The sequence below is a fragment of the Terrabacter sp. AAH1 genome (genome assembly GCF_054456855.1).
On sequence record NZ_JBTJJV010000022.1, the window covers coordinates 1 to 26,138 of the forward strand.

The 26,138-nt window shown below is 72.0% G+C and carries 25 protein-coding genes; 14 read left to right on the forward strand and 11 right to left on the reverse strand.

Features of this window, described 5'->3' with window-relative positions:
• Positions 1-118 precede the first annotated feature (118 nt).
• Positions 119-868, forward strand: coding sequence for a DUF5995 family protein (locus tag ACXR8F_RS20750; protein WP_458803412.1), 750 nt, complete (start codon positions 119-121; stop codon positions 866-868).
• Between the two features lie 9 nt (positions 869-877).
• On the opposite strand, the gene ACXR8F_RS20755 is transcribed toward ACXR8F_RS20750, so the two are convergent.
• Positions 878-2,170, reverse strand: a complete 1,293-nt coding sequence (locus ACXR8F_RS20755; protein WP_458803414.1) for an MFS transporter — start codon at positions 2,168-2,170, stop codon at positions 878-880.
• A gap of 132 nt (positions 2,171-2,302) precedes the next feature.
• On the opposite strand from ACXR8F_RS20755, the gene ACXR8F_RS20760 reads away from it, so the two are divergent.
• The 4 genes from ACXR8F_RS20760 to ACXR8F_RS20775 all read left to right on the forward strand — a co-directional run bounded on the left by ACXR8F_RS20760 (position 2,303) and on the right by ACXR8F_RS20775 (position 7,046).
• On the forward strand, positions 2,303-2,815 hold the full coding sequence (locus tag ACXR8F_RS20760) for a MarR family winged helix-turn-helix transcriptional regulator (RefSeq protein WP_045188623.1): 513 nt from the start codon (positions 2,303-2,305) through the stop codon (positions 2,813-2,815).
• A 25-nt stretch (positions 2,816-2,840) separates the two neighbouring features.
• Positions 2,841-3,704, forward strand: a complete 864-nt coding sequence (locus ACXR8F_RS20765; RefSeq protein ID WP_458803416.1) for an SDR family oxidoreductase — start codon at positions 2,841-2,843, stop codon at positions 3,702-3,704.
• Between the two features lie 9 nt (positions 3,705-3,713).
• A complete protein-coding gene (gene bluB, locus ACXR8F_RS20770) occupies positions 3,714-5,405 on the forward strand; it encodes a 5,6-dimethylbenzimidazole synthase (RefSeq protein ID WP_458803418.1) in 1,692 nt (563 codons plus the stop codon).
• Between the two features lie 78 nt (positions 5,406-5,483).
• Positions 5,484-7,046, forward strand: a complete 1,563-nt coding sequence (locus ACXR8F_RS20775; RefSeq protein ID WP_458803420.1) for a peptide MFS transporter — start codon at positions 5,484-5,486, stop codon at positions 7,044-7,046.
• Between the two features lie 85 nt (positions 7,047-7,131).
• Here ACXR8F_RS20775 and ACXR8F_RS20780 read toward each other — a convergent pair whose 3' ends face one another.
• Complete coding sequence (locus ACXR8F_RS20780; protein ID WP_458803422.1) at positions 7,132-7,893, reverse strand: sulfite exporter TauE/SafE family protein; 762 nt, start codon at positions 7,891-7,893, stop codon at positions 7,132-7,134.
• On the reverse strand, positions 7,890-8,588 hold the full coding sequence (locus tag ACXR8F_RS20785) for a FadR/GntR family transcriptional regulator (RefSeq protein ID WP_458803424.1): 699 nt from the start codon (positions 8,586-8,588) through the stop codon (positions 7,890-7,892). Before ACXR8F_RS20785 ends, ACXR8F_RS20780 begins: the two co-directional genes overlap by 4 nt.
• A gap of 119 nt (positions 8,589-8,707) precedes the next feature.
• Here ACXR8F_RS20785 and ACXR8F_RS20790 point away from each other — a divergent pair, with 119 nt between their 5' ends.
• From ACXR8F_RS20790 to ACXR8F_RS20805, 4 genes are all read left to right on the forward strand, one after another.
• Positions 8,708-10,039 (forward strand): SLC13 family permease, encoded by a 1,332-nt coding sequence (locus tag ACXR8F_RS20790; RefSeq protein WP_045188635.1) that lies wholly within the window; start codon positions 8,708-8,710, stop codon positions 10,037-10,039.
• Positions 10,040-10,043: 4 nt separating this feature from the next.
• Positions 10,044-11,231 (forward strand): CaiB/BaiF CoA transferase family protein, encoded by a 1,188-nt coding sequence (locus ACXR8F_RS20795; RefSeq protein WP_458803426.1) that lies wholly within the window; start codon positions 10,044-10,046, stop codon positions 11,229-11,231.
• A complete protein-coding gene (locus ACXR8F_RS20800; RefSeq protein ID WP_045188639.1) occupies positions 11,231-12,682 on the forward strand; it encodes a carboxyl transferase domain-containing protein in 1,452 nt (483 codons plus the stop codon). Before ACXR8F_RS20795 ends, ACXR8F_RS20800 begins: the two co-directional genes overlap by 1 nt.
• Positions 12,683-12,885: 203 nt before the next feature.
• The gene (locus ACXR8F_RS20805) at positions 12,886-13,254 is read left to right on the forward strand and encodes a hypothetical protein (RefSeq protein WP_458803429.1); all 369 of its coding nucleotides are present in this window, start codon (positions 12,886-12,888) and stop codon (positions 13,252-13,254) included.
• 30 nt (positions 13,255-13,284) lie between these two features.
• Here the strand turns inward: ACXR8F_RS20805 and ACXR8F_RS20810 are convergent, their stop codons facing one another.
• Positions 13,285-13,446, reverse strand: a complete 162-nt coding sequence (locus ACXR8F_RS20810) for a hypothetical protein (RefSeq protein ID WP_458803431.1) — start codon at positions 13,444-13,446, stop codon at positions 13,285-13,287.
• 94 nt (positions 13,447-13,540) lie between these two features.
• Between ACXR8F_RS20810 and ACXR8F_RS20815 the strand changes: the two genes are divergently transcribed.
• A complete protein-coding gene (locus ACXR8F_RS20815; RefSeq protein WP_045188698.1) occupies positions 13,541-13,756 on the forward strand; it encodes a hypothetical protein in 216 nt (71 codons plus the stop codon).
• Positions 13,757-13,764: 8 nt separating this feature from the next.
• On the opposite strand, the gene ACXR8F_RS20820 is transcribed toward ACXR8F_RS20815, so the two are convergent.
• The 3 genes from ACXR8F_RS20820 to ACXR8F_RS20830 form a co-directional block, all read right to left on the reverse strand.
• Complete coding sequence (locus ACXR8F_RS20820) at positions 13,765-15,009, reverse strand: glutamyl-tRNA reductase (protein WP_458803433.1); 1,245 nt, start codon at positions 15,007-15,009, stop codon at positions 13,765-13,767.
• Positions 15,010-15,114: 105 nt separating this feature from the next.
• Positions 15,115-16,464 (reverse strand): HNH endonuclease signature motif containing protein, encoded by a 1,350-nt coding sequence (locus tag ACXR8F_RS20825; protein ID WP_458803436.1) that lies wholly within the window; start codon positions 16,462-16,464, stop codon positions 15,115-15,117.
• A gap of 83 nt (positions 16,465-16,547) precedes the next feature.
• Entirely contained in the window at positions 16,548-16,883 is a 336-nt protein-coding gene (locus ACXR8F_RS20830) for a hypothetical protein (RefSeq protein WP_045188650.1), read from the reverse strand.
• A gap of 57 nt (positions 16,884-16,940) precedes the next feature.
• Between ACXR8F_RS20830 and ACXR8F_RS20835 the strand changes: the two genes are divergently transcribed.
• Entirely contained in the window at positions 16,941-17,399 is a 459-nt protein-coding gene (locus ACXR8F_RS20835; RefSeq protein WP_052677103.1) for an SRPBCC family protein, read from the forward strand.
• Positions 17,400-17,412: 13 nt separating this feature from the next.
• On the opposite strand, the gene ACXR8F_RS20840 is transcribed toward ACXR8F_RS20835, so the two are convergent.
• Positions 17,413-18,261 carry a helix-turn-helix domain-containing protein gene (locus ACXR8F_RS20840; RefSeq protein WP_458803439.1) on the reverse strand — a complete coding sequence of 283 codons (849 nt, stop codon included), beginning with the start codon at positions 18,259-18,261 and terminating at the stop codon, positions 17,413-17,415.
• Between the two features lie 52 nt (positions 18,262-18,313).
• On the opposite strand from ACXR8F_RS20840, the gene ACXR8F_RS20845 reads away from it, so the two are divergent.
• Positions 18,314-18,901: a TIGR03086 family metal-binding protein gene (locus ACXR8F_RS20845; RefSeq protein ID WP_458803441.1), complete on the forward strand. Its 588-nt coding sequence runs from the start codon at positions 18,314-18,316 to the stop codon at positions 18,899-18,901.
• Here the strand turns inward: ACXR8F_RS20845 and ACXR8F_RS20850 are convergent.
• The 3 genes from ACXR8F_RS20850 to ACXR8F_RS20860 form a co-directional block, all read right to left on the reverse strand.
• The gene (locus tag ACXR8F_RS20850) at positions 18,891-20,006 is read right to left on the reverse strand and encodes an alpha/beta hydrolase (RefSeq protein WP_458803443.1); all 1,116 of its coding nucleotides are present in this window, start codon (positions 20,004-20,006) and stop codon (positions 18,891-18,893) included. The genes ACXR8F_RS20845 and ACXR8F_RS20850 overlap by 11 nt on opposite strands.
• A gap of 123 nt (positions 20,007-20,129) precedes the next feature.
• Positions 20,130-20,819 (reverse strand): response regulator, encoded by a 690-nt coding sequence (locus tag ACXR8F_RS20855; protein WP_458803445.1) that lies wholly within the window; start codon positions 20,817-20,819, stop codon positions 20,130-20,132.
• Positions 20,812-22,443: a sensor histidine kinase gene (locus ACXR8F_RS20860; RefSeq protein WP_458803447.1), complete on the reverse strand. Its 1,632-nt coding sequence runs from the start codon at positions 22,441-22,443 to the stop codon at positions 20,812-20,814. The genes ACXR8F_RS20855 and ACXR8F_RS20860 overlap by 8 nt, the downstream gene beginning before the upstream one ends.
• A 152-nt stretch (positions 22,444-22,595) precedes the next feature.
• Between ACXR8F_RS20860 and ACXR8F_RS20865 the strand changes: the two genes are divergently transcribed.
• Both ACXR8F_RS20865 and ACXR8F_RS20870 read left to right on the forward strand, forming a co-directional pair.
• Positions 22,596-23,990 (forward strand): cation:dicarboxylate symporter family transporter, encoded by a 1,395-nt coding sequence (locus tag ACXR8F_RS20865; RefSeq protein WP_458803449.1) that lies wholly within the window; start codon positions 22,596-22,598, stop codon positions 23,988-23,990.
• 301 nt (positions 23,991-24,291) lie between these two features.
• Positions 24,292-26,133 carry a BCCT family transporter gene (locus tag ACXR8F_RS20870; protein ID WP_458803451.1) on the forward strand — a complete coding sequence of 614 codons (1,842 nt, stop codon included), beginning with the start codon at positions 24,292-24,294 and terminating at the stop codon, positions 26,131-26,133.
• The last annotated feature ends 5 nt before the right edge of the window (positions 26,134-26,138 follow it).

Sequence of the window (26,138 nt, forward strand, 5' to 3'; positions counted from 1 at the left end):
AAGCCCTCCGCTGCCTCAAACGACGCCTCGCACGAACCGTCTTCAACCTCCTGACCGCCGACCACCACAACCGTCAAGCCCCTTGCCTCACGGCAGCGGCTTGACATAGGAGAAACGCATGGGCTGGTTCAGCGACCTCGTCGGCGCCGTCCGCACCCGCCTGGGCGGCCGTCCCGAGCCGACGCCTGCCGGCCAGGCCGTGACGATCGACGAGGTGCTCGACCGGATGCGCGCGGCCGGTGCGACGCTGCCCGAGGGCGACGGGGTGCGAGCGTTCCACGAGATGTACGTGCACGTCACCGAGCTCGTGCGTGACCGCGTGGCGGGCGACGACTTCGCCGACGGGCGGTTCATGACGAGGCTCGACGTCGTGTTCGCCGGCCTCTACCTCGAGGCGCTCACCGCGGGTGACCCCCCACACGCCTGGGCGCCGCTCGTGGAGTGCCGTGCCACGCCCGGCATCCTCTCGATCCAGTTCGCGATCGCCGGCATGAACGCGCACATCAACCACGACCTGCCGCTCGCGCTCGTGCGCACGTGCCGGCAGCTCGGCACCGACCTCGACGCCGCCGGGGTCGAGGCCGACTACCAGCGCATCAGCGGCATCCTCGAGTCGGTGCAGGAGCAGGTGCGCCGCTCCTTCCTCGACGGCATCCACCTCGAGCTCGACGCGGTCGCGGCGCCGGTGACCAACCTCGTCGGCTCGTGGAGCATCGCCCGCGCGCGCGACGCCGCCTGGACCAACGCCCGAGTGCTGTGGGAGCTGCAGGGCGTCGAGCCGCTGCGCACCGAGCTCCTCGACCGGCTCGACCGGAGCGTCGGGCTCGCCGGTCGCTGCCTGCTCACCCCGGTGGCCGCCCCCGCCTGACAGTGCGGGTCAGGCGGGGGTGGCGACCGGCCGGGCGACGGGCTCGATGGCGGCCTCGACGGCAGGCGCCGGCTCGGCGACGGGGGCCGGCGGGGTCGCGCCCGTGCGCAGGGCGGCGCGCAGCCGCCAGGCGCCGTAGACGGCGACGAGGCTGATCACGAGGTGCAGCCCGAGGAACCCGTTCGCGAGGCCGAGGCCGAGCAGGGCGCCGGCGACGAGCGGGCCGACGGCCGAGAAGGTGGTCTGGATCGCGGTGAAGGTGCCGAGCGTCGTGCCGACGAGGCCCTTGGGGGCGAGGCTCGCGGTGAGCGGGTTCAGCACCGGCGCGTACATCGTCTCGCCGACGGCGAAGATGCCGAACGTCGTGACGAAGAGGGCGGCCGCGACGTCGGGGGTCAGCTGGGCGACCGAGAGGACGACCCACGACAGCGTCCACACGCCGCCGACGACCATGAGCAGGCTGGCGGCGTTGCGCCGCGCGGTGAGCCGCACCACGACGACCTGGAGCGCGACGATGACGATGCAGTTGACGGCCGCGGCCAGCCCGATGGCCGACTCGTCGACGTGGAGGACCGTCAACGCGTACGCGGGCAGGCCCGACTCGAACTGGGCGTAGAAGCCGAGGGCCAGGGCGACGGTGACGACGGCGGTCCAGCGCAGGGCGGGCACCGCGAAGATGCGGCGCAGCGCCTCGACGGTGCCGAGCCGCTGCTCCGCCTCACCCGCGGCGAGGTCGGACGCGACCTCGGTGGGGGCGCCGATGCCGGCCAGGTGGATGGTCACGGCAGACAGGGCGAAGCCCACTCCGGCGGCGACGAAGGCGGCCGTCATGCCGTCCGGGCGCGCGAGGTCGACGAACTGGCCGGCGACGAAGGCACCGACGGCCATGCCGATCGCCTCGCCCGTGAACTTGTACGCGAAGACCTTGCGGCGGTCGTCGCTGCCGGCCCAGCGCAGCACGAGCACCGACGCGGCAGGGCCGGACGCCGTCAGGCCGAAGCCGAAGACGAACATGCCGGCGAGGAAGGTGGCGGGCGCGTCGGCCCAGACCAGGCTGCCGACGCCAGCCGCGGCGACGAGCTTGGCGACGACGGCGACGACGACCGGGTCGAACCGGTCGCTCAGCCGCCCGGCGAACGGCGCCGCGACGAGCGCACCGACGGAGAAGAGGGTGCTGGCGAGGGCGGCCGCGAGGGCGCCCCAGCCGCGGGTGTTGGCCGCGTACGCGTACTGGTAGGGCAGGACGGTTCCCCATCCGAGCATGCCGACTGACGACGCGAGGACGAGGAGCTTGGTGCGCACGGGATTCACACCCTTCGGGGGTCTGGGTTTCGGGGACGCGTTCGACAACGCAGTTTCGACCTCGAATATTTCGTATTCGAAGTTCGATGTCGAACATTAGCAGTGCGCGCAGGGATGGAACAATGCGGTTCCATGGCAGCGAAGCGACGGCGGTCCGCCCAGCAGGAGCACGCGGCCGACGTCGCCACCTACGTCGCCGCCGGCGGCGAGGAGTCGGTCCAGCGCGTCATCACGGCCGTCTACGCCGTCACGAAGAAGCTCGACCAGTGGTACGTGCGGCAGTTCGCCGACCTCGACCTCACCCAGGGCGAGTGGTCGGTGCTGGCCGCCCTCGCCCGCGCCGGCGACACGTGCCTCACCCCGAGCCAGCTCGCCGACCTGTCCAACGTCGCGCCGTCGTCGATGACGCACCGCCTCGACAAGATGTCGGGCCGAGGCCTCGTGCAGCGACGCCCCGACGAGACCAACCGCACCCGCACGCTCGTGTCGCTGACGACCGACGGCTGGGCCCTCTTCAGCGCCGCGGTCCGCGAGTCGAACGTCGTCGAGAGCGACACCCTGCGCGGCCTGTCGACCCCCGAGCGCCACGAGCTCGCGCGCCTGCTCGAGATCGTCATCGAGGGCCTCGACGACGTCGACGCGTGACCGTCGCCCGGCGTAGCGTCGCGGCATGAGCGAGCAGCAGAGCCCGTCGACGGCCCGGGTCGCCCTCGTCACCGGCACCTCCTCCGGCATGGGCCTGCACACGGCCGTCGAGCTGGCGAGGCGCGGCCTCACCGTCGTCGCCACGATGCGCGACCCCTCCCGGGCAACGGCCCTGACCGATGCCGCGCGCGAGGCGGGCGTCGAGCTCGACGTGCGCGCCCTCGACGTCACCGACCACGAGGCCGCCCGTGCCTGCGTCGAGGGGGTGGTCGCCGACCACGGGCGCATCGACGTGCTCGTCAACAACGCCGGCCGCGGCGCCGTCGCCACCGCCGAACAGCTCTCGATCGCCGACGTGCGCGACCAGCTCGAGGTCAACTACCTCGGCCCGGTCGCCCTGACCAAGCTCGCGCTGCCACACATGCGCGAGGCGGGTGCGGGCACCGTGCTCACGGTGACGAGCGTCGGCGGCGCGGTCGGCCAGCCCTTCGCCGACGCCTACTGCGGCGCGAAGTTCGCCGTCGAGGGCTTCATGCAGTCGCTGGCCGTCGTCATGCTGCCGCACGGCGTACACGTCTCGGTCGTCGAGCCGGCTGCCGTCGCGAGCGACTTCGTCGGCAACGTGGCCCGGGCCGACGAGGTGCCCGACGACCCGTATGCCGCCCAGCTCTCCGCCTACCTCGCCCGCACCGCCGGGGCCTTCGCGGGCGCCCAGAGCTCGCGCGACGCGGCGATCGCGATCGCCGACGCCGCCCTGTCGAGCGAGTACCGGTTCCGCTGGCAGACCTCGGCGGGGGCGACCGCGTTCGTCGGACTGTCCCTCGCCGACACCGACGGGAGCCGAGTGCTCGGCGCGACCCGCGGGTGGGTCGAGACCGCCCCGAACTAGAGTCGCCGCGTGAGCTACCGGAGGCCCGTCCCGACCATCGGCGACGCGACGTCCGCGGCCGAGCGCGCCCAGGCGCCTGACGCGTGGGCGATGCCCGACGACCTCGCATCGCTGGAGAGGGTGGTCGGCGCCCGCCGCGACATCCGGCGCTACCGCCCCGACCCGGTGCCCGACGATGTGCTGACGGCCGTGCTCACCGCCGGCCACCGCGGGCCCTCGGTGGGGCACAGCCAGCCGTGGCGCTTCGTCGTCGTCACCGAGGCGCAGACCCGCGACACCGCGGCCCTCATGGCCGACCGCTGCCGGCTGCGCCAGGCCGCCGGCATGGCCGAGGAGTCGGCCCGCGGCCTGCTCGACCTGCGCCTCGAGGGCATCCGTGAGGCCCCGGTCGGCGTCGTCGTGGCGTGCGACCGCCGCACCCCGGCGGCCGGGGTGCTCGGTCGCGCCACCTTCCCCGACGCCGACCTCTGGTCGTGCGCGGCTGCCATCGAGAACATGTGGCTGACGGCCCGCGCCCACGGCCTCGGCCTCGGCTGGGTCACCCTCTTCGAGCCGGACGAGCTGAAGGAGCTGCTCGGGCTGCCCGACGGCGTCGAGACCCTCGGCTGGCTCTGCCTCGGCTGGCCCGACGAGCGCCCGCCCGAGCCGGGTCTCGAGCGGGCCGGCTGGAGCAGGCGCCTGCCGCTCGAGCAGGTCGTCATGCGCGAGCGGTGGACCGAGCGCGACGCCCCGACCTCGCACCTGCGGGCCCCCGACCAGGCGCACGTCGTCGGCGCTCGCGACCGGTCGGACGACCTCCTCACCGTGCCCGGCTCGCTCGGCGTCCTCGACTCGGTGCTCGACCGCGTCACCGCGCTGCCTGCCGTGGACGGCGGGGGCACCCTCGTCGTCGCGGCCGCCGACCACGCCGTGACGGCATACGGCGTCACGGCCTTCGACCCGTCGGTCACCGCCGACGTCGCCCGCGCCACTCGCGAGGGCACGTCGATGGGCGCCGTCGCGGCTGCCGCGGCTGGGCTCGACGTCGAGCTCATCGACGCCGGGATCGGCTGCAGCAGAGGTGATCTCGTCAACGAAGATGCACTCGACGAGACCACGTATGCCGGTCTGCTCGCTCTGGGTCGCGAGCGCGGTCGCGCACTCGCGCCGGGCGGTCCCGTTGCCCTCGGCGAGGTCGGCGTCGGCAACACGACGGTCGCGGCCGCGGTCGCCGCCGCGCTCCTCGACCTCTCGGCCGACGCGGTCGTCGGGCGCGGCTCGTCGGCGGACTCGGCGATGGTCGATCGCAAGCGCGACGTCGTGACCCGGGCTCTCGAACGAGTGGGCGCCGCCGCGCGCGCCGACGAGCCTCTCGACCCGCTCGAGGCGGTGCGGCGACTCGGCGGTGGCGAGCTCGCCGTGCTCACCGGCGTCGTGCTCGGTGCCGCCGAGGCCGGGGGAGTCGTCGTGCTCGACGGGCTCGCGACCTCGGTGTGCGCGCTGGCGGCCGTGCGGGCCGAGCCCGCCGTCGCGGCGCACCTCGTGGCGGGCCAGCGCTCACGTGAGAAGGCCCACGCCGCCGTGCTCCACGAGCTCGGTCTCGAGCCCCTGCTCGACCTGCGCATCCGTGCGGGGGAGGGCGTCGGGGCGGCCCTCGCGACCGGCCTGGTCAAGGACGCGCTCGCCCTGCGCCGAGGGGTCGCCCGCACGTCCACGGTTTGAGTCGGGCGAGGGGGCCCACCTAGTTTGGACGGGTTGTCCAACCGTCCGACTGCCCTCACGAGGGGCTGGGAGCGAAGCATGTCCACACAGACCTCAGACCGTCCGCCGACCCCGGAACGGGGCGCCGACCCCGGCGACCGCGCCTTCTTCGGCCACCTGCGGGGCCTGTCGACCCTCTTCTTCGTCGAGCTGTGGGAGCGCTTCTCCTACTACGGGATGCGCGCCATCCTGCTGTACTTCCTCGTCGACACGGCGGCCAACGGTGGTCTCGGCATCGACGAGACCACCGGCGCGGCCGTGGTCTCGATCTACGGCGCCTCGGTCTACCTGCTCTCGATCATCGGCGGCTTCACCGCCGACCGCGTCTTCGGCGCCCGCCGATCGACCCTCTACGGCGCGGTCGTCATCATGGCCGGTCACGTGTGCCTCGCCCTGCCGACCGCCGCGACGGCGTGGCTCGGCATCGCGCTCGTCGCGCTCGGCACCGGTCTGCTCAAGCCCAACGTCTCGGCGATGGTCGGCACGCTCTACCGTGCCGACGACGCCCGCCGTGACGGCGGCTTCTCGATCTTCTACATGTCGATCAACATCGGCTCGTTCTTCTCGCCGCTCGTCGTCGGCTGGCTGCGTGAGCACTACGGCTACCACGCGGGCTTCTCGGCCGCGGCCGTCGGCATGGCCATCGCGATCGCCTGGTTCGTCGTCGGGCGCCGCGCCCTCGGCAGCACCGTCGACGACGTGCCCAACCCGCTGGCCCCGGAGGAGCGCAGCCGTGTCGGCGCGCTCGCCGTCGGCATCCTCGTCGCGTTCGTCGCCGTCGTGGCCCTCGCCGGCCTGTGGCGCGACACCGTGCTCGACCAGGTCATCGACGCGATCTCGATCGTCGCGGTCGCCACGCCCATCGCGTACTTCACGATGATGTTCCGCAGCCCCAAGGTGGAGCGCGAGGAGAAGTCGCACCTCGCCGCGTACCTGCCGCTGTGGGTCGGCGCGATGCTCTTCTTCATGATCTTCGAGCAGGCCGCGGGCAAGATGGCGATCTTCGCGGCCGACAACACGGTCAAGGAGACGGCCGGCGTCGCGGTGAATCCCGAGTGGTTCCAGTCGATCAACCCGCTGGCCATCGTGCTCCTCGCGCCGGTCTTCGGCTGGATCTGGACGCGGCGTGCCGGGCGCTTCCCGTCCACGCCGATGAAGTTCACCCTCGGTGTGACGATCATCGGCCTGTCGGCGCTCGCCATGGCCTGGGCCTTCGCCGGCTACCAGGGCAACACCGCCCCGGTCTACGTGCTCGGTGGCGTCTTCGTCATGCAGACGGTCGCCGAGCTGTGCCTCTCGCCCGTGGGCCTGTCGGCCACGACGCGCCTCGCGCCGCGGGCCTTCGCGAGCCAGGCGATGGCGCTCTGGTTCCTCGCGAGCTCCGCCGGGCAGGCGATCGCGGCCCAGCTCATCCAGGCCATGGGCGGCCTCAGCGACGCGACGTTCTACGTCGTCAACGGCGTCATCACGCTCGTCGTCGCGGGCGTGCTGCTCGCGCTCGTGCCGTGGATCCGCCGCAAGATGTCGACGGCCGAGGTCCACGTCTCCGAGCGGTCCGCATCGTCCGAGCCGTCCGAGCCTGCCACCGTCTCGGCGCACTGACGCGGCGCCGCTGGGTCGAGGTGTGCCGTCGCGAGGGGGCGCGACGGCATACCTCGATCGCCAGAGGGCGCAGCGGGAACGTGCCTCAGCGCAGCAGCAGCACGGCCGCGACGACACCTGCGAGGACGACGAGCACGCGGAAGAGCGTGGGCGGCAGGCGCCGTCCGACGCGGGCGCCGACGTAGCCGCCGACGACCGACCCCGACGCCAGCAGCGCGATCGCGCGCCAGTCGAGGTCGGCCACGGCGACGAAGATGACCCCGGCCACGACGTTGCCCGCGAAGATCGCCAGCGTCTTGAGACCGTTGACGACGCGCAGGTCGATGTCGAGGCCGAGCCCGAGCACGGCGACCATCATGACGCCCGAGCCGGCGCCGAAGTAGCCGCCGTAGACGCCGGTCAACAGGGCGAAGGCCGTCGTGACCGGTCCCATCCGGGTGCGCGGCCCCGCGTCGTCGCCGCCACGGGTCCTCAGCCAGCGCGCGATCCACGGCTGCACGCCGACGAGCAGGCAGGTGAAGAGGATGAGCCACGGCACGACCGCCTCGAAGACGCTCGAGGGCAGGGCGAGCAGCAGGACGGCCCCGCCCACGGCGCCGAGGGCGCACGTGACGACGACGGTCCACGTGACGCGGGGGTGCTCGCGCAGCTCCTCGCGGTAGCCGAAGGTGCCGCTCACACCGGCGGGCACGAGACCGACCGTGTTGGACGCGTTGGCCACGACCGGTGGCAGCCCGACCGCGAGCAGCACCGGGAAGCTGAGGAGCGAGGCCACGCCCACCGTCGAGGTGAGGAGGCCGGCGCCGAGACCCGCGCCGAGCACGGCGAGCATCTCGAGCGGCGTCACGACCCGTCTCGCAGCACGGCGACGTCGCTGACCATGACGACGTGCGCGTGCATGGCGGCAGCGGCCGCCTCGGGGTTGCCGGACCGGATGGCCCTGGCGATGGCGCGGTGGTGGGCGAGGGAGTCTGCGGGACGGCCGGGCTGGCTCAGCGACTCGATGCGGGTCTCACGGACGAGGTCGCGGATCTCGTCCATGAGCCGGGCGAGCAGCAGCGAGTGGGCCGCGGCCGTGACAGCGCCGTGGAAGCGCTCGTCGCCCTCGACGCCGCGACCACCGGCCTCGACGTCGCGCTCCATGTCGTCGAGCGCCTCGTCGATGCGGGCGAGGTCGTCGGCGGTGTGGCGGGTCGCGGCGAGCGCGGCGATCTTCGTCTCGAGGGCGTCGCGGGTCTCGATGATCTCGGGGAGTCGGTGCGCGTGCGCGCGGATCGCCTCGACGATGCGGCGCGGCGCAGGGGCGTCGGCGATGAGCGTCCCGTCGCCGTGGCGCACCGTGACGACCCCGATGACCTCGAGGGCGACGAGGGCCTGGCTGAGTGTCGCGCGGCTCACGCCGAGGCGCTGGGCGAGCTCTCGCTCGGGGGGCAGCCGGTCGCCGGCCGTGAGACCGTTCTCGTCGATCCAAGCGGTGATCTGCTCGGCCACCTGCTCGTAGAGCCGGGTGCGCGTGAGGCGGGACATGCCAGATGTCGACATGGGGCCACTCTATTGACAGTCGGCCCATTGACCTATTGGCTAGGCCACTGAGCCAGCCATGAGCCTCGTCACAAGGGCGTGGAACCAGGCGCGCTGGCCGCGACCGACGGAGGACACCAATGGGACCGGAATGGGTCTCGATCATCGCGCTCGTCGCACTCTTCGTGATCGGCACGCTGCTGCCGATCAACATGGGAGCCCTGGCCTACGTGGCCGCCTGGCTCGTCGGCGTCTACTCACTCCAGCTCAGCGAGAAGGAGATCCTCGCCGGCGTCAGTGGCGACCTCGTCCTGACGCTCATCGGCGTCACCTACCTCTTCGCGATCGCCAAGAACAACGGCACGGTCGACCTCATCGTCAGATCGGCGGTCAGGGCCGTCGGCGGTCGCGTCGCCCTCATCCCGTGGGTGATGTTCTTCGTCACGGCGCTGCTCACCGCCATCGGCGCCGCGAGCCCCGCCGCGTGCGCCATCATCGGCCCGATCGCCCTCGGCTTCGCCGGCCGCTACAAGATCAACCCGCTGCTGATGGGCATGTTCGTCGTGCACGGCGCGCAGGGCGGCGGCTTCTCGCCGATCAGCATCTACGGCACGATCACCAACTCGGTGATGAAGGACAACGGCCTGCCGTCGAGCGAGATGACCGTCTTCCTCGCGAGCTTCTTCGTCAACCTCGCGATGGCCTTCATCCTCTTCCTCGTGCTCGGCGGGCGACGCCTGATGAACCTGCGCGCCGACGACATCGACGGCCCGATCACCGACGAGGAGATCACCGACGACCTGCACCACGGCGGCGTCGGGGTCGCCACCCGCGGCACCGGCACCATCACCGCGACCCGCACGCAGGCCCTCGGCGTCAAGCGCGACCAGGTGCTGACGCTCGTCGCCTTCACGCTCGTCGCCGTCATCGCGCTGGCGTTCGACAAGAACATCGGCTTCGTGTCGATCACGGCCGCCGTCATCCTCGCCATGCTCGCGCCGAACCAGCACAAGGACGCCATCAAGCAGGTCGCGTGGCCGACCGTCCTCCTCGTCGCCGGTGTGAGCACGTATGCCGCCGTGCTGACCGAGGCGAAGGCGCCCGAGTTCGTGGGCAACTGGGCCGCAGGCCTGGGCGCCGTCGTCATCGGCGCGCTCGTGCTCTGCTACGTCGGCGGTGTCGTCTCCGCCTTCGCGAGCTCGACCGCCCTGCTGCCGGTCATCATCCCGATCGCCGTCCCACTCATCAGCAGCGGCGGCATCGGGGCGGCCACGTTCGTCGCGGCCCTCGCGGTCGCCTCGACCATCGTCGACGTCAGCCCGTTCTCCACGAACGGGGCCCTGATGCTCGCGAACCGCCCCGACACGATCAGCGAGCCGGTGTACTACAAGCAGATCCTCACCTACAGCGTCATCGTGGTCCTCGCGGGGCCGCTGCTCGTGTGGGCCGCCCTGATCCTCCCCGGATGGTGAACGAATGACCCCAGGCAAACCCGGCCCCGGCCCCCTCTCCGACGTCGTCGTCGTCGACCTCTCGCGGGCCCTCGCCGGTCCGCACGCGACGATGATGCTCGCCGACCAGGGCGCCCGGGTCATCAAGGTCGAGGCGCCCAGCCGCGGGGACGACACCCGCGGCTGGGGCCCGCCCTTCGTGGGCGAGGAGGGGCGGCGCGAGTCGACGTACTTCCTCTCGGCCAACCGCAACAAGGAGTCGATCACCCTCGACCTCAAGGACGAGGCCGACCGCGACGTGCTGCTCGCCCTCGTGGACCGCGCCGACGTGGTCGTCGAGAACTTCCGCACCGGTGTGCTCGAGCGGCTCGGGCTCGGCATCGAGTCGCTGCTGCAGCGCAACCCGCGCCTCGTCGTCCTGTCGATCACCGGCTTCGGCCACGACGGGCCCGAGGGCGGCCGGGCCGGCTACGACCAGATCGCCCAGGGCGAGGCCGGCCTCATGTCGCTCACCGGCTCCGGGCCCGACGACCCCCAGCGTGTCGGGGTGCCGATCGCCGACCTGCTGTCGGGGATGTACGGCGCGTACGGCGTGGTCGCGGCTCTGAACGAGCGGCACCGCACGGGCAAGGGCAGCGTCGTGCGCACCTCGCTGCTCGCGTCGGTCGTCGGCGTGCACGCCTTCCAGGGCACCCGCTGGACCGTCGCCGGTGAGGTGGGCCGGTCGGCCGGCAACCACCACCCGTCGATCGTCCCCTACGGCCTCTTCCACTGCCGCGACGGCTCGGTGCAGATCGCCGTCGGCAGCGAAGGGCTGTGGCAGCGGCTCTGTGCGGCCTTCGGGCTCGACCCGGCGGCCGAGGGACTGGCGACGAACCCCGAGCGCGTGGCCAACCGGGCGCGCGTCATCGAGGTGCTCGAGGGCGTCTTCGCGGACTGGGATGCCGAGCCGCTGCTGGCGAGGCTCGCCGAGGTCGGCGTGCCTGCCGGGAAGGTGCGCACCCTCGACGAGGTGTACGCGTGGGACCAGACGGCGAGCCAGGGCCTGCTCGTCGAGGTCGAGCACCCGACCCTCGGAGCTCTCACCCTGCCCGGGCCGCCGCTGCGCTTCTTCGACGGCGACGGCACCGAGGTGACGCGTCGCGACCACGCCGCGCCGCCCACCCTCGACGAGGACGGCGCGGCGATCCGCGCCTGGCTGAAGGAGGAGTGATGGCGCGCCGACCGTGGACCGCGCACGAGCTGCTCGACCTCGTGCTGGACGCCGGATCCTTCGAGTCGTGGGACGAGCCCATCGACATCAGCGGCCAGCCCGAGGCGTACCGGCTCCAGCTCGAGGCAGCGGCAGAGCGGGCCGGCACCGACGAGTCGGTGCTGACCGGGCGCGGCCTCGTGCGCGGCCGACCGGTCGCCGTCGTGGTCAACGAGTTCCGCTTCCTCGCCGGGTCGATCGGCCGCGCTGCCGCGCACCGCATCACCTCGGCGGTGCGTCGGGCGACGACCGAGGGGCTGCCGGTGCTCGCGTCGACCGCCTCCGGCGGCACCCGCATGCAGGAGGGCACGCCCGCCTTCGTCGAGATGGTCGAGATCTCGCGGGCGCTCATGGCGCACCGGGCCGCGCGCCTGCCCTACCTCGTGCACCTGCGCCACCCCACCACCGGCGGCGTGTACGCCTCGTGGGGGTCGCTGGGGCACGTGACCGTCGGGGAGCCCGGGGCCCTCATCGGCTTCCTCGGGCCCAAGGTCTACGAGGCGCTCAACGGTGAGACGTTCCCGCGCGACGTGCAGACGGCCGAGAACCTCACGGCCAAGGGCGTGCTCGACGCGGTGGTGGCCGCGGAGGACCTGCCGATGCTCGTCGACCGGGCGCTCGGCGTGCTCGTCGACGGCCCGACCGTGCCGCGTCTCGAGCTGCGCGAGGGCGAGCCGAGCCGGCACCTCACCGCCTGGGAGTCGATCGAGCTGACGCGCAGCCCGAGCCGCCCCGGCGTGCGCGAGCTGCTGCGCCACGGCGCCAGCAGCACGATCCGGCTCAACGGCACCGATGAAGGTGAGCGTGACGCGACGATGCTCGTCGCCCTGACGCGCCTCGACGGTCAGCCGTGCGTCCTCGTCGGCCAGGACCGGTCGCGACAGACGCCGTCCACCCCGATGGGGCCGGGCGCGCTGCGCGAGGCGCGCCGGGCGATGCGTCTCGCCGAGGAGCTGGGACTGCCGCTCGTCACGGTCATCGACACCCCGGGTGCCGAGCTGTCACCGCACGCCGAGGAGGGCGCCATCGCCGGCGAGATCGCCCGCTGCATCGCGACCCTCACGACGATGACCGTGCCCACGGTGTCCGTCGTGCTCGGGCAAGGCTGCGGCGGCGGGGCCCTCGCGCTGCTTCCGGCCCGCGAGGTCATCGCGGCCGAGCACGCCTGGCTGTCGCCGCTGCCGCCGGAGGGTGCGAGCGTCATCGTCCACGGCGACGTCTCGCACGCCGCCGAGATGGCCGAGCTGCAGCAGGTCGGCGTGCTCGACCTGGCCGAGCGCGGCATCGTCAGCCACATCGTGCCCGAGCCGGTCGGCGACACGGCAGCAGGCCTCGCGACCGCCGTTGCGGCCGAGACGGCGGCTGCCCTGCGGCGGCAGACCCACGGGAAGGCGCACGTGCTCGCCAGCTGAGCCCGGGGTCCGGTGCCCGTCGGGGTGGCGCTTGTGCGGACCTTGCGCCATTCCTGCTGCTTCACGGCACGGTCCTTGCGGACCGGTCCGGAGAATGTGGACAGGCCCCCGCTCCCGGGGCCGCCGACGCTGGCGCGACGACCGGGGCCGGCGCGACGGGTGAGCTCACGGTCCAGGCCACTGCCAGCGGTGCGGTCGGGGACGTGTCCGGGCTGCGCCCGGTCAGTGGTGAGGTGGCGGCGCTCGTGCCGGGCGAGCAGTCGTGGGTGAAGATCCCGTGGACCTCGGACGCGGCCGTCTGCGCGGTGTCGGTCACGGTCGCCGCCGATGGGGCCACCGTCGCCTACCCCTGGACCACCAAGGCCTTCTCGTCCTTCTACCGCGAGGACCGGCTCGCCGCCGCGGCGACGGACTACACGGCCGTACGCGTACAGCTGCCTTCGTCGGTCACCGCCAGGTCCGTGCCGGCTGAGGTCACGGCTCGGTTCACGACCGCGGCCGGTGCTGCGGGCACGTGCACCGGCGTCGCGAGGACGCGCACCTATCGCGTCCTGCTGCCGGTGCGCGCCTGACGGGACCTGTCATGGCCTGTCAGGGGCCTGTCACGGGAGGTCGTACGGTTCGGGCATCGACTGAGCGGCCGCGCCCCTGGTGCCGGGAGGGTCGGTGACGCCGTAGCTGACGTCGTCACGGTCGGATCCCGTCGCGCCAAACCCGAGCTCGACGCCCGCGGGCAGCACGTCGCCGCCGACTGCCCGCTGCACACGTGCCTCGTCGATGGTCCGGTCCAGTGCGCGCCAGACCCGCGCCTCGCCGCGGTCCGGATTCTAGGGACGCATCTACGGCTACCGTCGGGTGATGAGTCAGGAACCCGAGAGAAGTGAACCCGAGCAGGACCGCATCGAGACCCGTGCCGAGCTCCTGCCGGAGGAGCAGGCGGCCGGCAGCGAAGACCCCGAGGCGCAGGCCCGGGCGATCCTCGAGGAGTCCGACGAGCGCACTGAGGACCCCGAGGGCACGCGACGCGCGTCCACCCAGACCCCCGATGAGCCGGACCCCGACCGCTCAGCGTGACGTTCGGGTCAGGTCGCGGCCGGAGGCGCCAGCCCGAGCGACGCTGCGATCCGCTGGACAGCTGCTCGATCCCCCGTGGCGGCTGCCGTGCGGAGTGCGAGCGTGGGCGCGTGGACCAGCCGGCCGGCCTGCGCGTTCGCCGCATGTTCAGCGGCCTCTGCGGACAGGTCCGGTCTGCGACGCAGGAGTGTGTCGCGGCACTGCCGCCTGACCTGCTCGTGCAGTGCCTCGATGAGCGGACCCACGGCCCGCGCGGCGAGGTCGTCCACCACGCGACCAGCCGCGGTGGCGACCAGCGCCTCGGCGTGCAGCACGGCGGCACGCGTCGCGGGGTCTCGGCGGGCGTCGTCATGAAGGGCCTCGAGCTCCACGAGCTGGACCCGTCCGGCCCTCGCCACTGCCGGATCGACATTTCGGGGGACCGACAGGTCGACGACGGTCAAGACGTCGGGCCGGCCGAGCAGCGCAGCGTCCACGTGGGCGGCGGTGACCACGGGCTGTGCTGCCGAGGTGGTGCAGATCAGCAGGTCTGTCCGGCTGATCTCGGTCACCAGGTCGTCGAGCGAGCAGACGGCGCCCCGGCCCGCCAGCTTGGCGGCGTAGAGCTCGTTGCGGGCGGCGACCCGGGCCGACAGGCCGAGCTCGGTCAGTCGGGCGAGAGCCGCGGCGGCCATCTGTCCCGAGCCGACGACCAACGTGCGAGGTGAAGCCGCGCCGGCGAGACGCTCCAACCCGATGTCGACCGCCCGCCGCGCGAGCGAGCGGTTCAGCTTCCCGAGCTCGGTCTGGGCATGCGCGTGTTTCGCGCTGCGCAGCGCGGCGGGAAAGAGTCGTTCGAGCAGTGGTCCTGCCGTGCCCGCGATCTGGGCTGCACGGAAGGCGCGCTGCACCTGGACCTGGACGTCGGCTTCGCCCACAACCCGTGACTCGAGACCCGCGGTCACCCTGAAGAGATGCCCGATGGCCTCGGACCCGGAGCGCACCTCGACGGCAGATTCGGCGGCGGCGCGGTCCGGACCCACGCGACCGAACAGCAGGTCGATCAGACCTGCCGGACCCGTCCGTCCGGCTCCGGTGACGGCGTACAGCTCGGTCCGGCTGCAGGTCGAGAGGGCGACCGTCTCCTCGTAGCCGGCGGCACGGAGCTCGTCCAGGAACGCCGGCGCGTCGGTAGGTCGAAGTGCCGTGCCCTCGAGGAGTGCCTGCTCCGAACGAACGTGAGAGACGCCGGCCATCACCAGCTGTCCAAGCACGCGGCCCCACCTCCACCCTCGCCGTCCATGCCACCACCACCGGCACGGGAACCGTAGGGGGGCGGCCTCAAGAAAACCTTTGGCCCCGGGCCGGGGTCTTTCTCGTCACGTGGGGGTGAGGTCGACGAGGTGCAGGTGGAGGGTGTCGCCGGTGGGGGCGGGGTAGCGCCGTCCGAGGCGTGGGCGTGGGCGTGGTTCTCGGCTCGGTCGGGGTCTGGGTCTCGGTGGTGGTTGGGGTGGGCCGATGTGCAGGCCGTGTGGGGTGGTGAAGGTCAGGCCGTCGGGTCGGGTGGGGTCGCCGGTGATGGTGAGCTCGCCGCGGTGGTGGCCGTCGTGGTGGAAGGGGCACAGGGCGAGCAGGTTGGCCAGGTCGGTGGGTCCGCCGTCGCGCCAGTGGGTGAGGTGGTGGATCTCGAGGTGGCCGGTGGTGGCGGTGGGGCAGCCGGGGAAGCGGCAGCCGCGGTCGCGGTCGAGGACGAGGGTGCGGGTGCGGTGGGGGACGACGCGGTGGGCGCGGCCGACGTTGACGGGGTGGCCCGCGGTTTCCCAGACGGGGGTGAGGGTGCCGTCGCAGGTGAGGCCGTCGATGATGTGCCGGGGCAGGCGGGGTCTGCCGGTCAGCCAGCCGCCGTCGGTGTCGAGGTGGACCTGGACGCGGTACCGGGCCCGTCGGCCGGCTGCGCCGGAGCCACTCGCACCTGTGCGGGCGGTGTCGAGGGAGCGGGTGGCGAGCAGGGTCAGGGCGTCGGCCCAGGTGATCCGGGGTGGGCCGCCGTCGGTGGTGTGGTGGTCGGGGTCGAGGACGTCACCGTCGTGCTTCGTGGCGGTGCTGCTGGTGGTGTGGAAGAGGTGGTCCTTGGCTTCGGCGAGGGCGGCCTCGACGAGGGCGCCGAGGTGGGCGGGGGCGTCGTAGCGCAGCCGGAACCGGCCGTCGGTGTAGCCGATCGTGAGGGTTGCCGGCTCGACGAGCTCGGGCTCGGGCTCGGTGCCGAGTTCCCGCTCGCCGGGCGGGACTTCTCCGGGGAGGGGGTTGCCGGTCTCGTCGACGGTGTCGGGCTGGAGGGTGAAGTCGTAGCGGGGGATGGTGCGTTGCAGCTGGGTGACGGTGGCGTGCTGGGCGAACTCGGCGGCGGTGGTGTCGAAGGCGGTGGGGGTGTGGCGGGCGACGACGGCGGCCTGGTCGAGGCTGATCCGGCCCTCGCGTAGGGCGGTGGTGGTGGCGGGCAGCTCGTCGGCGCGGCGGGCCAGCAGCAGGATCGCGGCGGCTTGTCCGCGGGAGAGCCCGGCGCGCAGCATCAGCCAGTGCTCGGGTGAGCGCAGTCCGGCGGCCTGCCAGGAGCCGTCGGTCAGGACGGTGGTGACGAAGTCGACGAGGCGGGCGTGGGCGTCGTGCAGGTCGGCGGCCAGGGATGCGACGTGGTCCCAGTCCTGTTCGATCTGTTGCGTGCTCCCCATGCCTCTATCGTACAGGTGTTCGAACAGGCAGAGAAGAGTTGTCCACGGCAAATCCCATGCGTAGCAATGGAATTGGTGAAGTCTCAGTGAGGAGATACCCCTGGGGCCAGCCCCGCGCCCTCGATGGCAGCCACGAGCTGGGCCACCGAGGGGGAGGGGGAGGGACCCTCCGGAGTGGGGTACAGCCGGCAGGCGAGCGCGGGTCGAGCGTCCGGGGGACGGAACGGGTCGACGCCGCCGAGCAAAATCGTGGGCGAGCCCACGAAGCCGAGTCGCTCTGCGTCCTCGACCGTCTCCACCTGCTGCTCGGAGAGGTCCAGCGTCACGCCGAGCTCACGGGCTGCGGCCGCGAGGTTGTCGCGAGCGACCGTCCAGCCCGGGCAGCCGTCGAAGTACTGGATGGTGACCCGAGTGCTCATGCCACCATCCTCGCGCGGCTCTGGACCCCTGCGACACAGGCGTGCTCGAATGTCGGGGTGCGGTTCGACGTCGAGACCAAGGCCACGCCCGAGCAGGTGCTGCGCGCCTTCACGGACTTCAGCGAACGCCGGCCCCAGATCTGGAGCACGCTCGACCCCAAGGCGTACGAGGTGCGCGGGCTGGGGGACACCTGGGCCGTCGCGCGGGAGAGCAGCCCGGGCTCACCGTTCTGGGTCGTGAGTCGTTACGACTGGTCGGATCCCTCGGTAGTCCGGTGGACGGTGGAGGAGAGCAGCTACGGCGGGGGCGGTAGCGGGACGCTGACGATTGAGCCGCGCCCGACCGGTGGGAGCCGTGCGCACGCCTGGTGGGAGAGCACCGGGGCGCGTCCGCTGCAGAAGCCGATGCTGTTCGTGCTGCACCACGGTCCGCTGGGCCGGCTGGTGTTCGCGCGCCTCTGGGCCGCTGCCTTCGACCGCTACGCCGACGGCGAGCACGCAGCAGCTCGTGAGTGAGTGCCCTTGCGCCTCAGCGGAACCGGGCCGCGAACTCGCCCGGCGTCAGACCGGTCGCCAGCCTGAAGTCACGGGTGAAGTGGGCCTGGTCGGCGTAGCCGAGCTCCGCTGCGATGCCGGCGAGCTCGGCGTCGGAGTCACGCAGCCGGTCGGCCGCCTCCTGGAGCCGGCGACGCCGGATGAGCCACTTGGGCCCGAGCCCGATCCGCTTGTGCAGCAGGCGTTGCAGTGTGCGCTCGCTGATGTCGAACCTCGCGCACAGGTCGTCCACGCGAAGCAGCTCGGGCGAGGTCTCGACGTCCTCGATGATGGCGTTGACGAGGAGACCCTCCTCGTCGACCGGTAGCAGTCGGGCCAGCGTCGCCTCGACGAGCTCGCGAGCCTCTGCCTGCGCCGCGGGCGATGACGGGTCGGGCGTCATGGCGTCCCGGATGCCGGCGGTCAGGCCCGCGCCGTCGACAGTCGAGAGTGTCGAGAGATCGACGAAGCGGTCGGTCATCTCGCGCACCGGCGCTCCGGTCAGCAGGTGGCCGGCGGCCGGCTGGAGCATGAGCCCGACCGCCCAGCCGCGGCCCGAGAGAGCGGTGCGCGACAGCCCTGACACGACTCCGTAGAAGCGCGCGTACGTGTCGGAGACGACGATGAGGCAGACGGGGTACTGCAGCACGTGCTGCTCGGAGTCGTGTCCCTCGGGCACGTCCCAGACCGGGATCCAGAAGCGCCGGGCGAGGTCGGCGAGAGCGGGTGACACGGAGGCGCGCGAGATCGACCACGTGCGGTCGGTGGGGTCGACGAGGTGGGCGCGCTCGATGTCGTCCCGCGCCGACGAGCGCCCCCCGGGAGCGCCCGCTGAGGTCGTCACGTGTCGGAAAGTATCAAGACCCACCGACGACGGGCTGCCTACCGTCGTCGGCATGACCTCCAACGACATCTTCGCCACGTACGCGCGCCGAGCCGCGCCCTTCACCGCCGTCGTCGACCGGCTGCCTGCAGCAGCGTGGAACGCCCCGAGTCCCTGCGAGGGCTGGACTGCGCGGGACGTGCTCGACCACGTCATGTCGTCCCAGCGCGGCTTCCTCGCCGAGCGCGGCATCGCGCTCGCGTCGACGGGTGCGGATCCGACGGTGGCGAGCGACCCGGTTGCGGCGTGGCACCAGCACGACGAGCGGGTGCAGCAGCTCCTCGCGAGACCCGAGGTGCGCGACCACGCGTACGACGGCGTCTTCGGCACCACGACGGTCGGTCGGTCGCTCGTCGACTTCCACGGCTTCGACCTGCTCGTCCACCGGTGGGACGTCGCCGCCGCGGCGGGCCTCGACGAACGCTTCACGGACGGTGAGCTCGACGTCGTCGAGCAGTCGGCCGACGGCTTCGGCGACCACCTCTACGACGAGGGCGTATGCCGTCCGGGCGTGTCGCCGACGCAGGGCGCCGACCGTCAGGAGCGGGTTCTCGCACGCCTCGGCCGACGGGTGCCGGTGCCCGACGGCGTCAGGGGGTGAAGCCGGGCAACGCCCCGCGCAGCCAGGCCAGCATCCCGGGCAGCACCGGGGGAATCGTGTCGACGCGGTGACCCCCGGTGCGCAGCACGACCGACGTCACCGACATCGGGGCCCGCACGCTCTTGAGGAACGCCACGAGCTGGGGGTAGGCCGTCGGGTCGTCCTTGCTCGCCATGAGCCACAGCGACACCGGCGGCGGGGCGGTGCGGGCCAGGTGGGCGAGGTCGTAGCTGCCGACGCCCCTGGTCAGCGGGTCGTAGGCGGGCCCGAACTCGGGTCGGAAGTAGCCCATGAGCGACATCGCGGCGCCGTAGGTCTCGGGGTGGTGCATGGCCAGCATCGCGGCGCACCAGCCGCCGTACGAGAAGCCCATCGCGGCCCACGACGTGCGCTGGACGGCCACCCTGAAATGGGCGGCGGTCCAGAGCGGCACGTCCTGCGCCAGCCACGTCTCGGTCTGCAGGCCCGTGCGCCCGGGCGCGTTGACGCACTCGGTGTCGAGCGAGTTGGGGGTGTTGATCTGGGGCATCACGATGATCGGGGCTCGCACCGTGTGCCGGTCGACGAGATCCTGGAACGTCGTGTCGAGTGCGAAGCCGTGGAAGTTGGAGCGCGGCGTGCCGGGGTAGCCCGACAGCGACTCGATGACGGGGTAGGTCGTGGCCTTCGCGAGGTCGTAGCCCTTGGGCAGCAGGACGATCACCTGCCCGGTCAGACCAGAGCGCCCGCCGGTCATCGTGTAGGTCTGTACGCGCTGTCCCGGGCTCGGCAGCGGTGGGAGGACCGCCGAGCCGTGGAGCGCCGCGCGTAGGCGCACGGTGCCGCCCGCGTGGGGGTCGCCGGCCGTGACGACGTGGCCCACCTGGTCGGCGCCCGATCCGAAGAGGTCGGCCCACGACACGTAGAAGAGGTACTGGTCGTTGAGGAGGACGCCGGCGAGCAGCAGCACGAGCGCGTTGAGCACCACGGTCTGCCCGGCCCGCACCGCGACCCGCACGGCCCTGCGGCGCGGGTGCGGCCAGTCCGCCGCGACGACGACGAAGACGATGACGGCGAGGACGCCGAGCAGGACCGGCAGCCCCTGGTCCGTCAGGCCCAACTCCATGACATCAGGAGACCAAGCGACGATGACGGCAGGCTGGTCGTCGGCTGCGACCTTCCTGCACGCTCACCGGCTCCTGCCCGAGGGGCTGCTGGACATTCCCTGTGAGCGCGGGAGCGTGTGACGTCAGCGCGCCCAGAGGTACTCGACCTCGGGACGGCCCGCCCCGGCATACCTCGACCGGCGCACAGCCACCTTGGTCTCGCAGAGGTGCTCGGCATAGCGGCGCGCCGTCACCCGGCTGACGCCGAGCGCCTCGGCGAGCTCGGTCGCAGAGCGCCCGCCGTCGGCGTCGCGCAGCGCCTGCGAGACCCGTGCGAGCAGCTCCTCGCCCATCCCCTTCGGCAGGCGCGTCTCGGTGGCGACGCGCGCTCCGGCGAAGACCTCGTCGACCTCGGCCTGCGTGCCGAGCTCCGAGCCGCTCGACACCTGCTCCCGGTAGGCCCGGTAGGCGAGCAGCCGGTCGCGCAGCGTCGCGAAGACGAAGGGCTTGAGCAGGTACTGGACGATGCCCAGCGACACGGCCGCCCGCACGACGCCGAGGTCGCGCGCCGACGTCACCGCGATGACGTCGGCCCGGTGGCCGGCTGCCCGCATCGCCCGCACGACGTCGAGGCCGTGTCGGTCGGGCAGGTTCATGTCGAGCAGCACGACGTCGATCGGCTTGTCCTGCAGTGCTTTCAGCGCCGCCTGCGATGTGCCCACAGTGGCGACGACCTCGAAACCGGGGACCCGTCCGACGTAGGCCGTGTGTGCCTCGGCCGCGATCGGCTCGTCCTCGACGACGAGCACGCGCAGCAGCTCGTCGTCACCCATCGTGGCCACCTCTGCCGTGGCCGTTCCCGTCGGAACGCGCGAGGGGCAGGCGCACCGTGAACGTGGCTCCCGGCGGCCCCTGCACCTCGAGGGCGCCACCGAGGCGCTCGACGGTCTGGCTCACCAGGGCGAGCCCGATGCCCCGTCGCCCGGCGCTGCCCTGGTCCTTCGTCGACCAGCCGCGCCGGAAGGCGTCCTCGACCCCGCCCGGCGGCAGGCCCGGCCCGTCGTCAGAGACCTCGAGGACGGCGTACGCGTCCTCGACCCACGAGTCGAACGTGACGTTCCGCTCGGGTCGCGGCGATCCCGTGTCGCCGCCCACCGCGTCGAGCGCGTTGTCGATGAGGTTGCCGACGATCGTCACGACGTCGCGCGTGGGTGCCACGTCTCGCGGCCAGTGCGCCCCGGGCTCGATGCCGAAGGCGATGCCGCGCTCGTGCGCCTCGGCCGCCTTGCCGAGCAGCACTGCAGTCAAGGCAGGTTCGTCCACGGCGCCGACGACGCGGTCGGTGAGCAGCTGTGACACCTGCAGCTCTTCGGTGGCGAAGGCGATGGCCCGGTCGGTGTGGCCGAGCTCGATGAGGCTGACGATGGTGTGCAGCCGGTTGGCCGACTCGTGCGCCTGCGAGCGCAGCGCCTCGGTGAGGCCGCGCGCCGAGTCGAGCTCGCCGGTGAGGGCCTCGAGGTCGGTGCGGTCGCGCAGCGTCGCGACGTGCCCGAGCAGGCGCCCCTTCCAGCGGGCGGGGCCGCGGTTGAGCACGAGCACGCTGGCCTGGGTGACGTGCAGCTCGTCCTCGTGGGGGGCGTCGTCGGTCAGCGCGGCCGCGAGCGGGGCGGCGAGACCGAGCTCGGAGACGGGGCGACCGACGGCGTCGGCCGGAAGCGACAGCAGTCTCGTGGCCTCGTCGTTGGCCAGTCGGAGACGTCCGTCGAGGTCGGTGATGATGAGCCCCTCCGTGACGGCATGGAGCACGGCGTCGTAGTACTCGTACATCTCGCGCAGCTGTCGCTCGCCGAGGCCGTGGGTCTGGCGACGGATGCGTCGTGCGACGAGCGCGGTGCCGAGACCCGACAGTGCCGCGGCGACGACCCCGGCGAGCAGCAGGCCGGGCAGCTGGGCACGCACCCGCTCACCCACGGCCGACTTGCGGATGCCGACCGACACGAGTGCGACGACCCTGCCCCGGTCGGTGACCGGCACGACGACACGCGTCGACGGCCCGAGCGTGCCCGTGTAGTCCTCCTCGACGGCGCCGCCCGCCAGGGCGGCTTCGGTGTGACCGATGAACCTCCTGCCGATCTGCGCGGGGTCCGGGTGGGTCCACCGGATGGCGTCGCGGCTCATGACGACGACGAAGTCGGTCTGCGACTCCTGCTGCACGCGCAGCGCGTACGGCTGGAGCAGGGCGGTCGGGTCGGGCCCCTGCACCGCGGAGACGACGTCGGGGGTGGCCGCCATCGTGCGCGCGACCGCAAGGGCGCGAGCCAGGGCCTCCTGGTCGCCCGCCCGCTGCGCCTGCACGAACGCGCCCGCGAGCCCGGCTGCGACGACGAGCACGGCGACGATCACCTGCAGCGCGAAGGTCTGCCCGGCGACGCTCCAGCGACCGGGTGCACCCAGCACGCGGGTAAGGGATCTGGGAGGCGAGCTCAACGGCACACGTCCGGCCGCGAGAACTCAATGAACACAATCGTGACCCTAGTCACTGGCCACGGCAGCCTCGACACATTCACCGGTCCTGTGCCCCCGCACGGACCCAGCCAACGGAGGTCACCGTGAGTTCCACCGCCGACAGCGCCGTCGACGCCCAGCCGGGCTCGACCCCCAAGCGCGACCGCACCCATCTCCTCTACATCGCCGTCATCGTGGCGATGGTCGCCGGCATCGCCGTCGGGGCACTGTTCCCCGAGTTCGGCAAGAGCCTCAAGCCGCTCGGCACCGGCTTCGTCAACCTCATCAAGATGATGATCACGCCGATCATCTTCTGCACGATCGTCCTCGGCATCGGCTCGGTCCGCCGCGCAGCCCAGGTCGGCAAGGTCGGCGGCCTCGCGCTCGGCTACTTCATCACGATGTCCACGGTCGCGCTCGCCATCGGCCTGGTCGTCGGCAACATCGTCAAGCCCGGTGCGGGCCTCAACCTCACGGCCGAGATGGCCGCTTCCGGCAAGGAGCAGGTCGGCAAGGAGGCGGTCACCACGGTCGACTTCCTGCTCGGCCTCATCCCCGACACGCTCGTCTCGGCCCTGACGTCCGGCTCGGTGCTCCAGGCGCTGCTCATCGCCCTCCTCGTCGGCTTCGCGCTCCAGAAGATGGGCAAGGCCGGCGAGCCGATCCTCGGCGGCATCAAGCACCTCGAGCGGCTCGTCTTCCGTCTCATGGCCATGGTCATGTGGGCCGCCCCCATCGGCGCCTTCGGCGCCATGGCCGCCCTCGTCGGCGCCACCGGCCTCGGCTCGCTCAAGAGCCTCGGTCTGCTGATGTTCGCCTTCTACGTCACCTGCGCGCTCTTCGTCTTCGTCTTCCTCGGCGCCATCCTCAAGCTGACGACCGGCATGAACGTCTTCTCGCTGCTGCGCTACCTCGCCCGCGAGTTCCTCCTCATCCTGTCGACCTCGTCGTCGGAGTCGGCCCTGCCCCGCCTCATCGCGAAGATGGAGCACCTGGGTGTCTCCCGCCCGGTCGTCGGCATCACGGTGCCGACCGGCTACTCCTTCAACCTCGACGGGACCGCGATCTACCTGACGATGGCGAGCCTCTTCATCGCCGAGGCCATGGACAAGCCGTTCAGCATCGGCCAGCAGATCGGCCTGCTCGTGTTCATGATCATCGCCAGCAAGGGCGCCGCGGGCGTCAGCGGCGCGGGCCTCGCCACCCTCGCCGGCGGCCTGCAGTCGCACCGCCCCGACCTCGTGCCCGGCGTCGGCATCATCGTCGGCATCGACCGCCTCATGAGCGAGGCGCGCGCCCTGACGAACTTCGCCGGCAACGCCATCGCCACGGTCATCATCGGCACCTGGGTCGGCGAGATCGACCGCGACAGGGCCGCACGCGTGCTGGCCGGCGAGGACCGCTTCGACGAGGCGAGCATGCTCGACGCCGACCACCAGCCGGTGCCCGTCGACGCCGACGGCCCGCAGCGCGAGCCGCAGCTTGTCGGCAGCCGCTGAGAGCGACGAACTCGACGCGCACGACCTGAACGAACGGCACGACCCGGCACACCGACTCGGTATGCCGGGTCGTGCTGCTTCGTGCCTGTCGTGTCCCATCTCACGTGGCCCGGTTGGCACGCGCGGGAACCTATGTGCCACAGAGTTTTTCGGGAACGACTGTCGTGTTCCGGCCGTTGTTCAACGGCTTTCGTTTTGCCATGCGCGAAACCGACCGGCACAGTTGAGGGTTCTACGAGACATCTGTGACACGCAACGTGAGGAGAAGACGGCGCCCTTCGTCGGGGCGCCGTCATGATGCATGAGTGAACTGACCAAGACTTCCGACGAGGTGCTGCACCCGGCCCTCGAGCCGCCACCGGTGAACCACGAGGAGGCAGCGCCCTCCAAGGTCGACAAGACCGTCTTCGGTGTCGCCGCGGCCGTCGCCATCGGCTTCGTGCTCTGGGGCGCGCTCGGCACCGAGAGCCTCAGCACGAGCGCCTCGAACGGCCTCGACTTCGTCGTGCACAACACGGGCTGGCTGTTCTCGCTCGTCGCTTCCGGCTTCGTCGCCTTCGTCATCTGGCTCGCGGCCAGCAAGTACGGCAACATCCCGCTCGGCGGTGACGGCGAGGCTCCCGAGTTCCGCACGTCGTCGTGGGTCGCGATGATGTTCTCCGCCGGCATGGGCATCGGCCTGATGTTCTACGGCGTCACCGAGCCGCTCACGCACCTCGTGAAGCCGCCGCCCGGCACGGGCGCCGCGGGCAACCCCGAGGCCGTCCAGACCGCGATGGCCACGACGATGTTCCACTGGTCGCTGCACCCGTGGGCGATCTACGCCGTCGTCGGCCTCGCCGTGGCGTACGGAGTGTTCCGCAAGGGCCGCTCGCTGCTCATCAGCTCGGCCTTCGCGCCGCTCTTCGGCGAGAAGCGCGCCAACGGCAGGGCCGGCAAGGTCATCGACATCTTCGCGATCTTCGCGACGCTCTTCGGCTCGGCCACCTCGCTCGGCCTCGGCGCCCTGCAGATCGGCTCCGGTCTCGAGATCGTCGGCGGCATCGGCAAGGTCGGCAACGGCGTGCTCATCGGCATCATCGTCGTGCTGACGATCTGCTTCATCCTCTCGGCCGTCAGCGGCATCGAGAAGGGCATCCAGTGGCTCTCGAACATCAACATGGTGCTCGCCCTCGCCCTGGCGTTCTTCGTCTTCGTCGTCGGCCCGACGATCTTCATCCTCAACCTCGTCCCGACGACCATCGGCTCCTACCTCAAGGACCTCGCGATGATGTCGGCCCGCACCGACGCCGCGGGCGGTGACGGCATGAAGGACTGGCTCGCCGGCTGGACGATCTTCTACTGGGCCTGGTGGGTCAGCTGGACGCCGTTCGTGGGCATGTTCATCGCCCGCATCTCGCGCGGCCGCACCATCCGCCAGTTCGTCTCCGGCGTGCTGCTCGTGCCGTCCGTCGTCTCCCTGATCTGGTTCGCCATCTTCGGTGGCGCGGGCATCAAGCAGCAGCAGAACGGCCAGGACATCGCCGGGCAGTCCACGCCCGAGGGCTCGCTCTTCGCGATGCTCGGCCACCTTCCGTGGCCGACCGTCACCGCGATCGTCGTCATGGTGCTCGTCGCGATCTTCTTCGTGTCCGGTGCCGACGCCGCGTCGATCGTCATGGGCACGCTCTCGGAGAAGGGCACGCTCGAGCCGTCGAAGAAGACCGTCGTCTTCTGGGGCGCCGCGACCGGTGCGGTGGCCGCGATCATGCTGCTCATCGGCGGTGAGGACGCGCTCTCGGGCCTGCAGAACGTCACGATCGTCGCGGCCCTGCCCTTCCTGGTGATCATGGTCGGGCTCGCCGTGTCACTCGTGAAGGACCTGGCGCGCGACCCGCAGGTCGTCCGCCGGCAGTATGCCGTCGCGGCCGTCGAGCACGCCGTCGTCGCGGGCGTCAGCGAGCACGGCGACGACTTCTCGCTCACCGTCCAGGAGACGGCGCCCGGTGAGGGCGTGGGCGAGATGGTGCAGACCGAGCCGGTCGACGAGCCGGTCGAGGCCGTCGACCCCGCCGAGGTCGTCGAGCCCGTCAAGCCGGTCGACCGCGGCTCCGACGAGGTCACCGAGCACACCGAGAAGGTCGGCGCCTCGATGCGCCTCTGACCCTC

Coding starts and splice junctions, on each gene's coding strand:
- ACXR8F_RS20750 (WP_458803412.1), top strand. CDS start 119: ATGGGCTGGTTCAGCGACCTCGTCGGCGCCGTCCGCACCCGCCTGGGC.
- ACXR8F_RS20760 (WP_045188623.1), top strand. CDS start 2,303: ATGGCAGCGAAGCGACGGCGGTCCGCCCAGCAGGAGCACGCGGCCGAC.
- ACXR8F_RS20765 (WP_458803416.1), top strand. CDS start 2,841: ATGAGCGAGCAGCAGAGCCCGTCGACGGCCCGGGTCGCCCTCGTCACC.
- ACXR8F_RS20775 (WP_458803420.1), top strand. CDS start 5,484: ATGTCCACACAGACCTCAGACCGTCCGCCGACCCCGGAACGGGGCGCC.
- ACXR8F_RS20785 (WP_458803424.1), bottom strand. CDS start 8,588: ATGTCGACATCTGGCATGTCCCGCCTCACGCGCACCCGGCTCTACGAG.
- ACXR8F_RS20790 (WP_045188635.1), top strand. CDS start 8,708: ATGGGACCGGAATGGGTCTCGATCATCGCGCTCGTCGCACTCTTCGTG.
- ACXR8F_RS20795 (WP_458803426.1), top strand. CDS start 10,044: ATGACCCCAGGCAAACCCGGCCCCGGCCCCCTCTCCGACGTCGTCGTC.
- ACXR8F_RS20800 (WP_045188639.1), top strand. CDS start 11,231: ATGGCGCGCCGACCGTGGACCGCGCACGAGCTGCTCGACCTCGTGCTG.
- ACXR8F_RS20815 (WP_045188698.1), top strand. CDS start 13,541: ATGAGTCAGGAACCCGAGAGAAGTGAACCCGAGCAGGACCGCATCGAG.
- ACXR8F_RS20825 (WP_458803436.1), bottom strand. CDS start 16,464: ATGGGGAGCACGCAACAGATCGAACAGGACTGGGACCACGTCGCATCC.
- ACXR8F_RS20830 (WP_045188650.1), bottom strand. CDS start 16,883: ATGAGCACTCGGGTCACCATCCAGTACTTCGACGGCTGCCCGGGCTGG.
- ACXR8F_RS20845 (WP_458803441.1), top strand. CDS start 18,314: ATGACCTCCAACGACATCTTCGCCACGTACGCGCGCCGAGCCGCGCCC.
- ACXR8F_RS20850 (WP_458803443.1), bottom strand. CDS start 20,006: ATGGAGTTGGGCCTGACGGACCAGGGGCTGCCGGTCCTGCTCGGCGTC.
- ACXR8F_RS20855 (WP_458803445.1), bottom strand. CDS start 20,819: ATGGGTGACGACGAGCTGCTGCGCGTGCTCGTCGTCGAGGACGAGCCG.
- ACXR8F_RS20870 (WP_458803451.1), top strand. CDS start 24,292: ATGAGTGAACTGACCAAGACTTCCGACGAGGTGCTGCACCCGGCCCTC.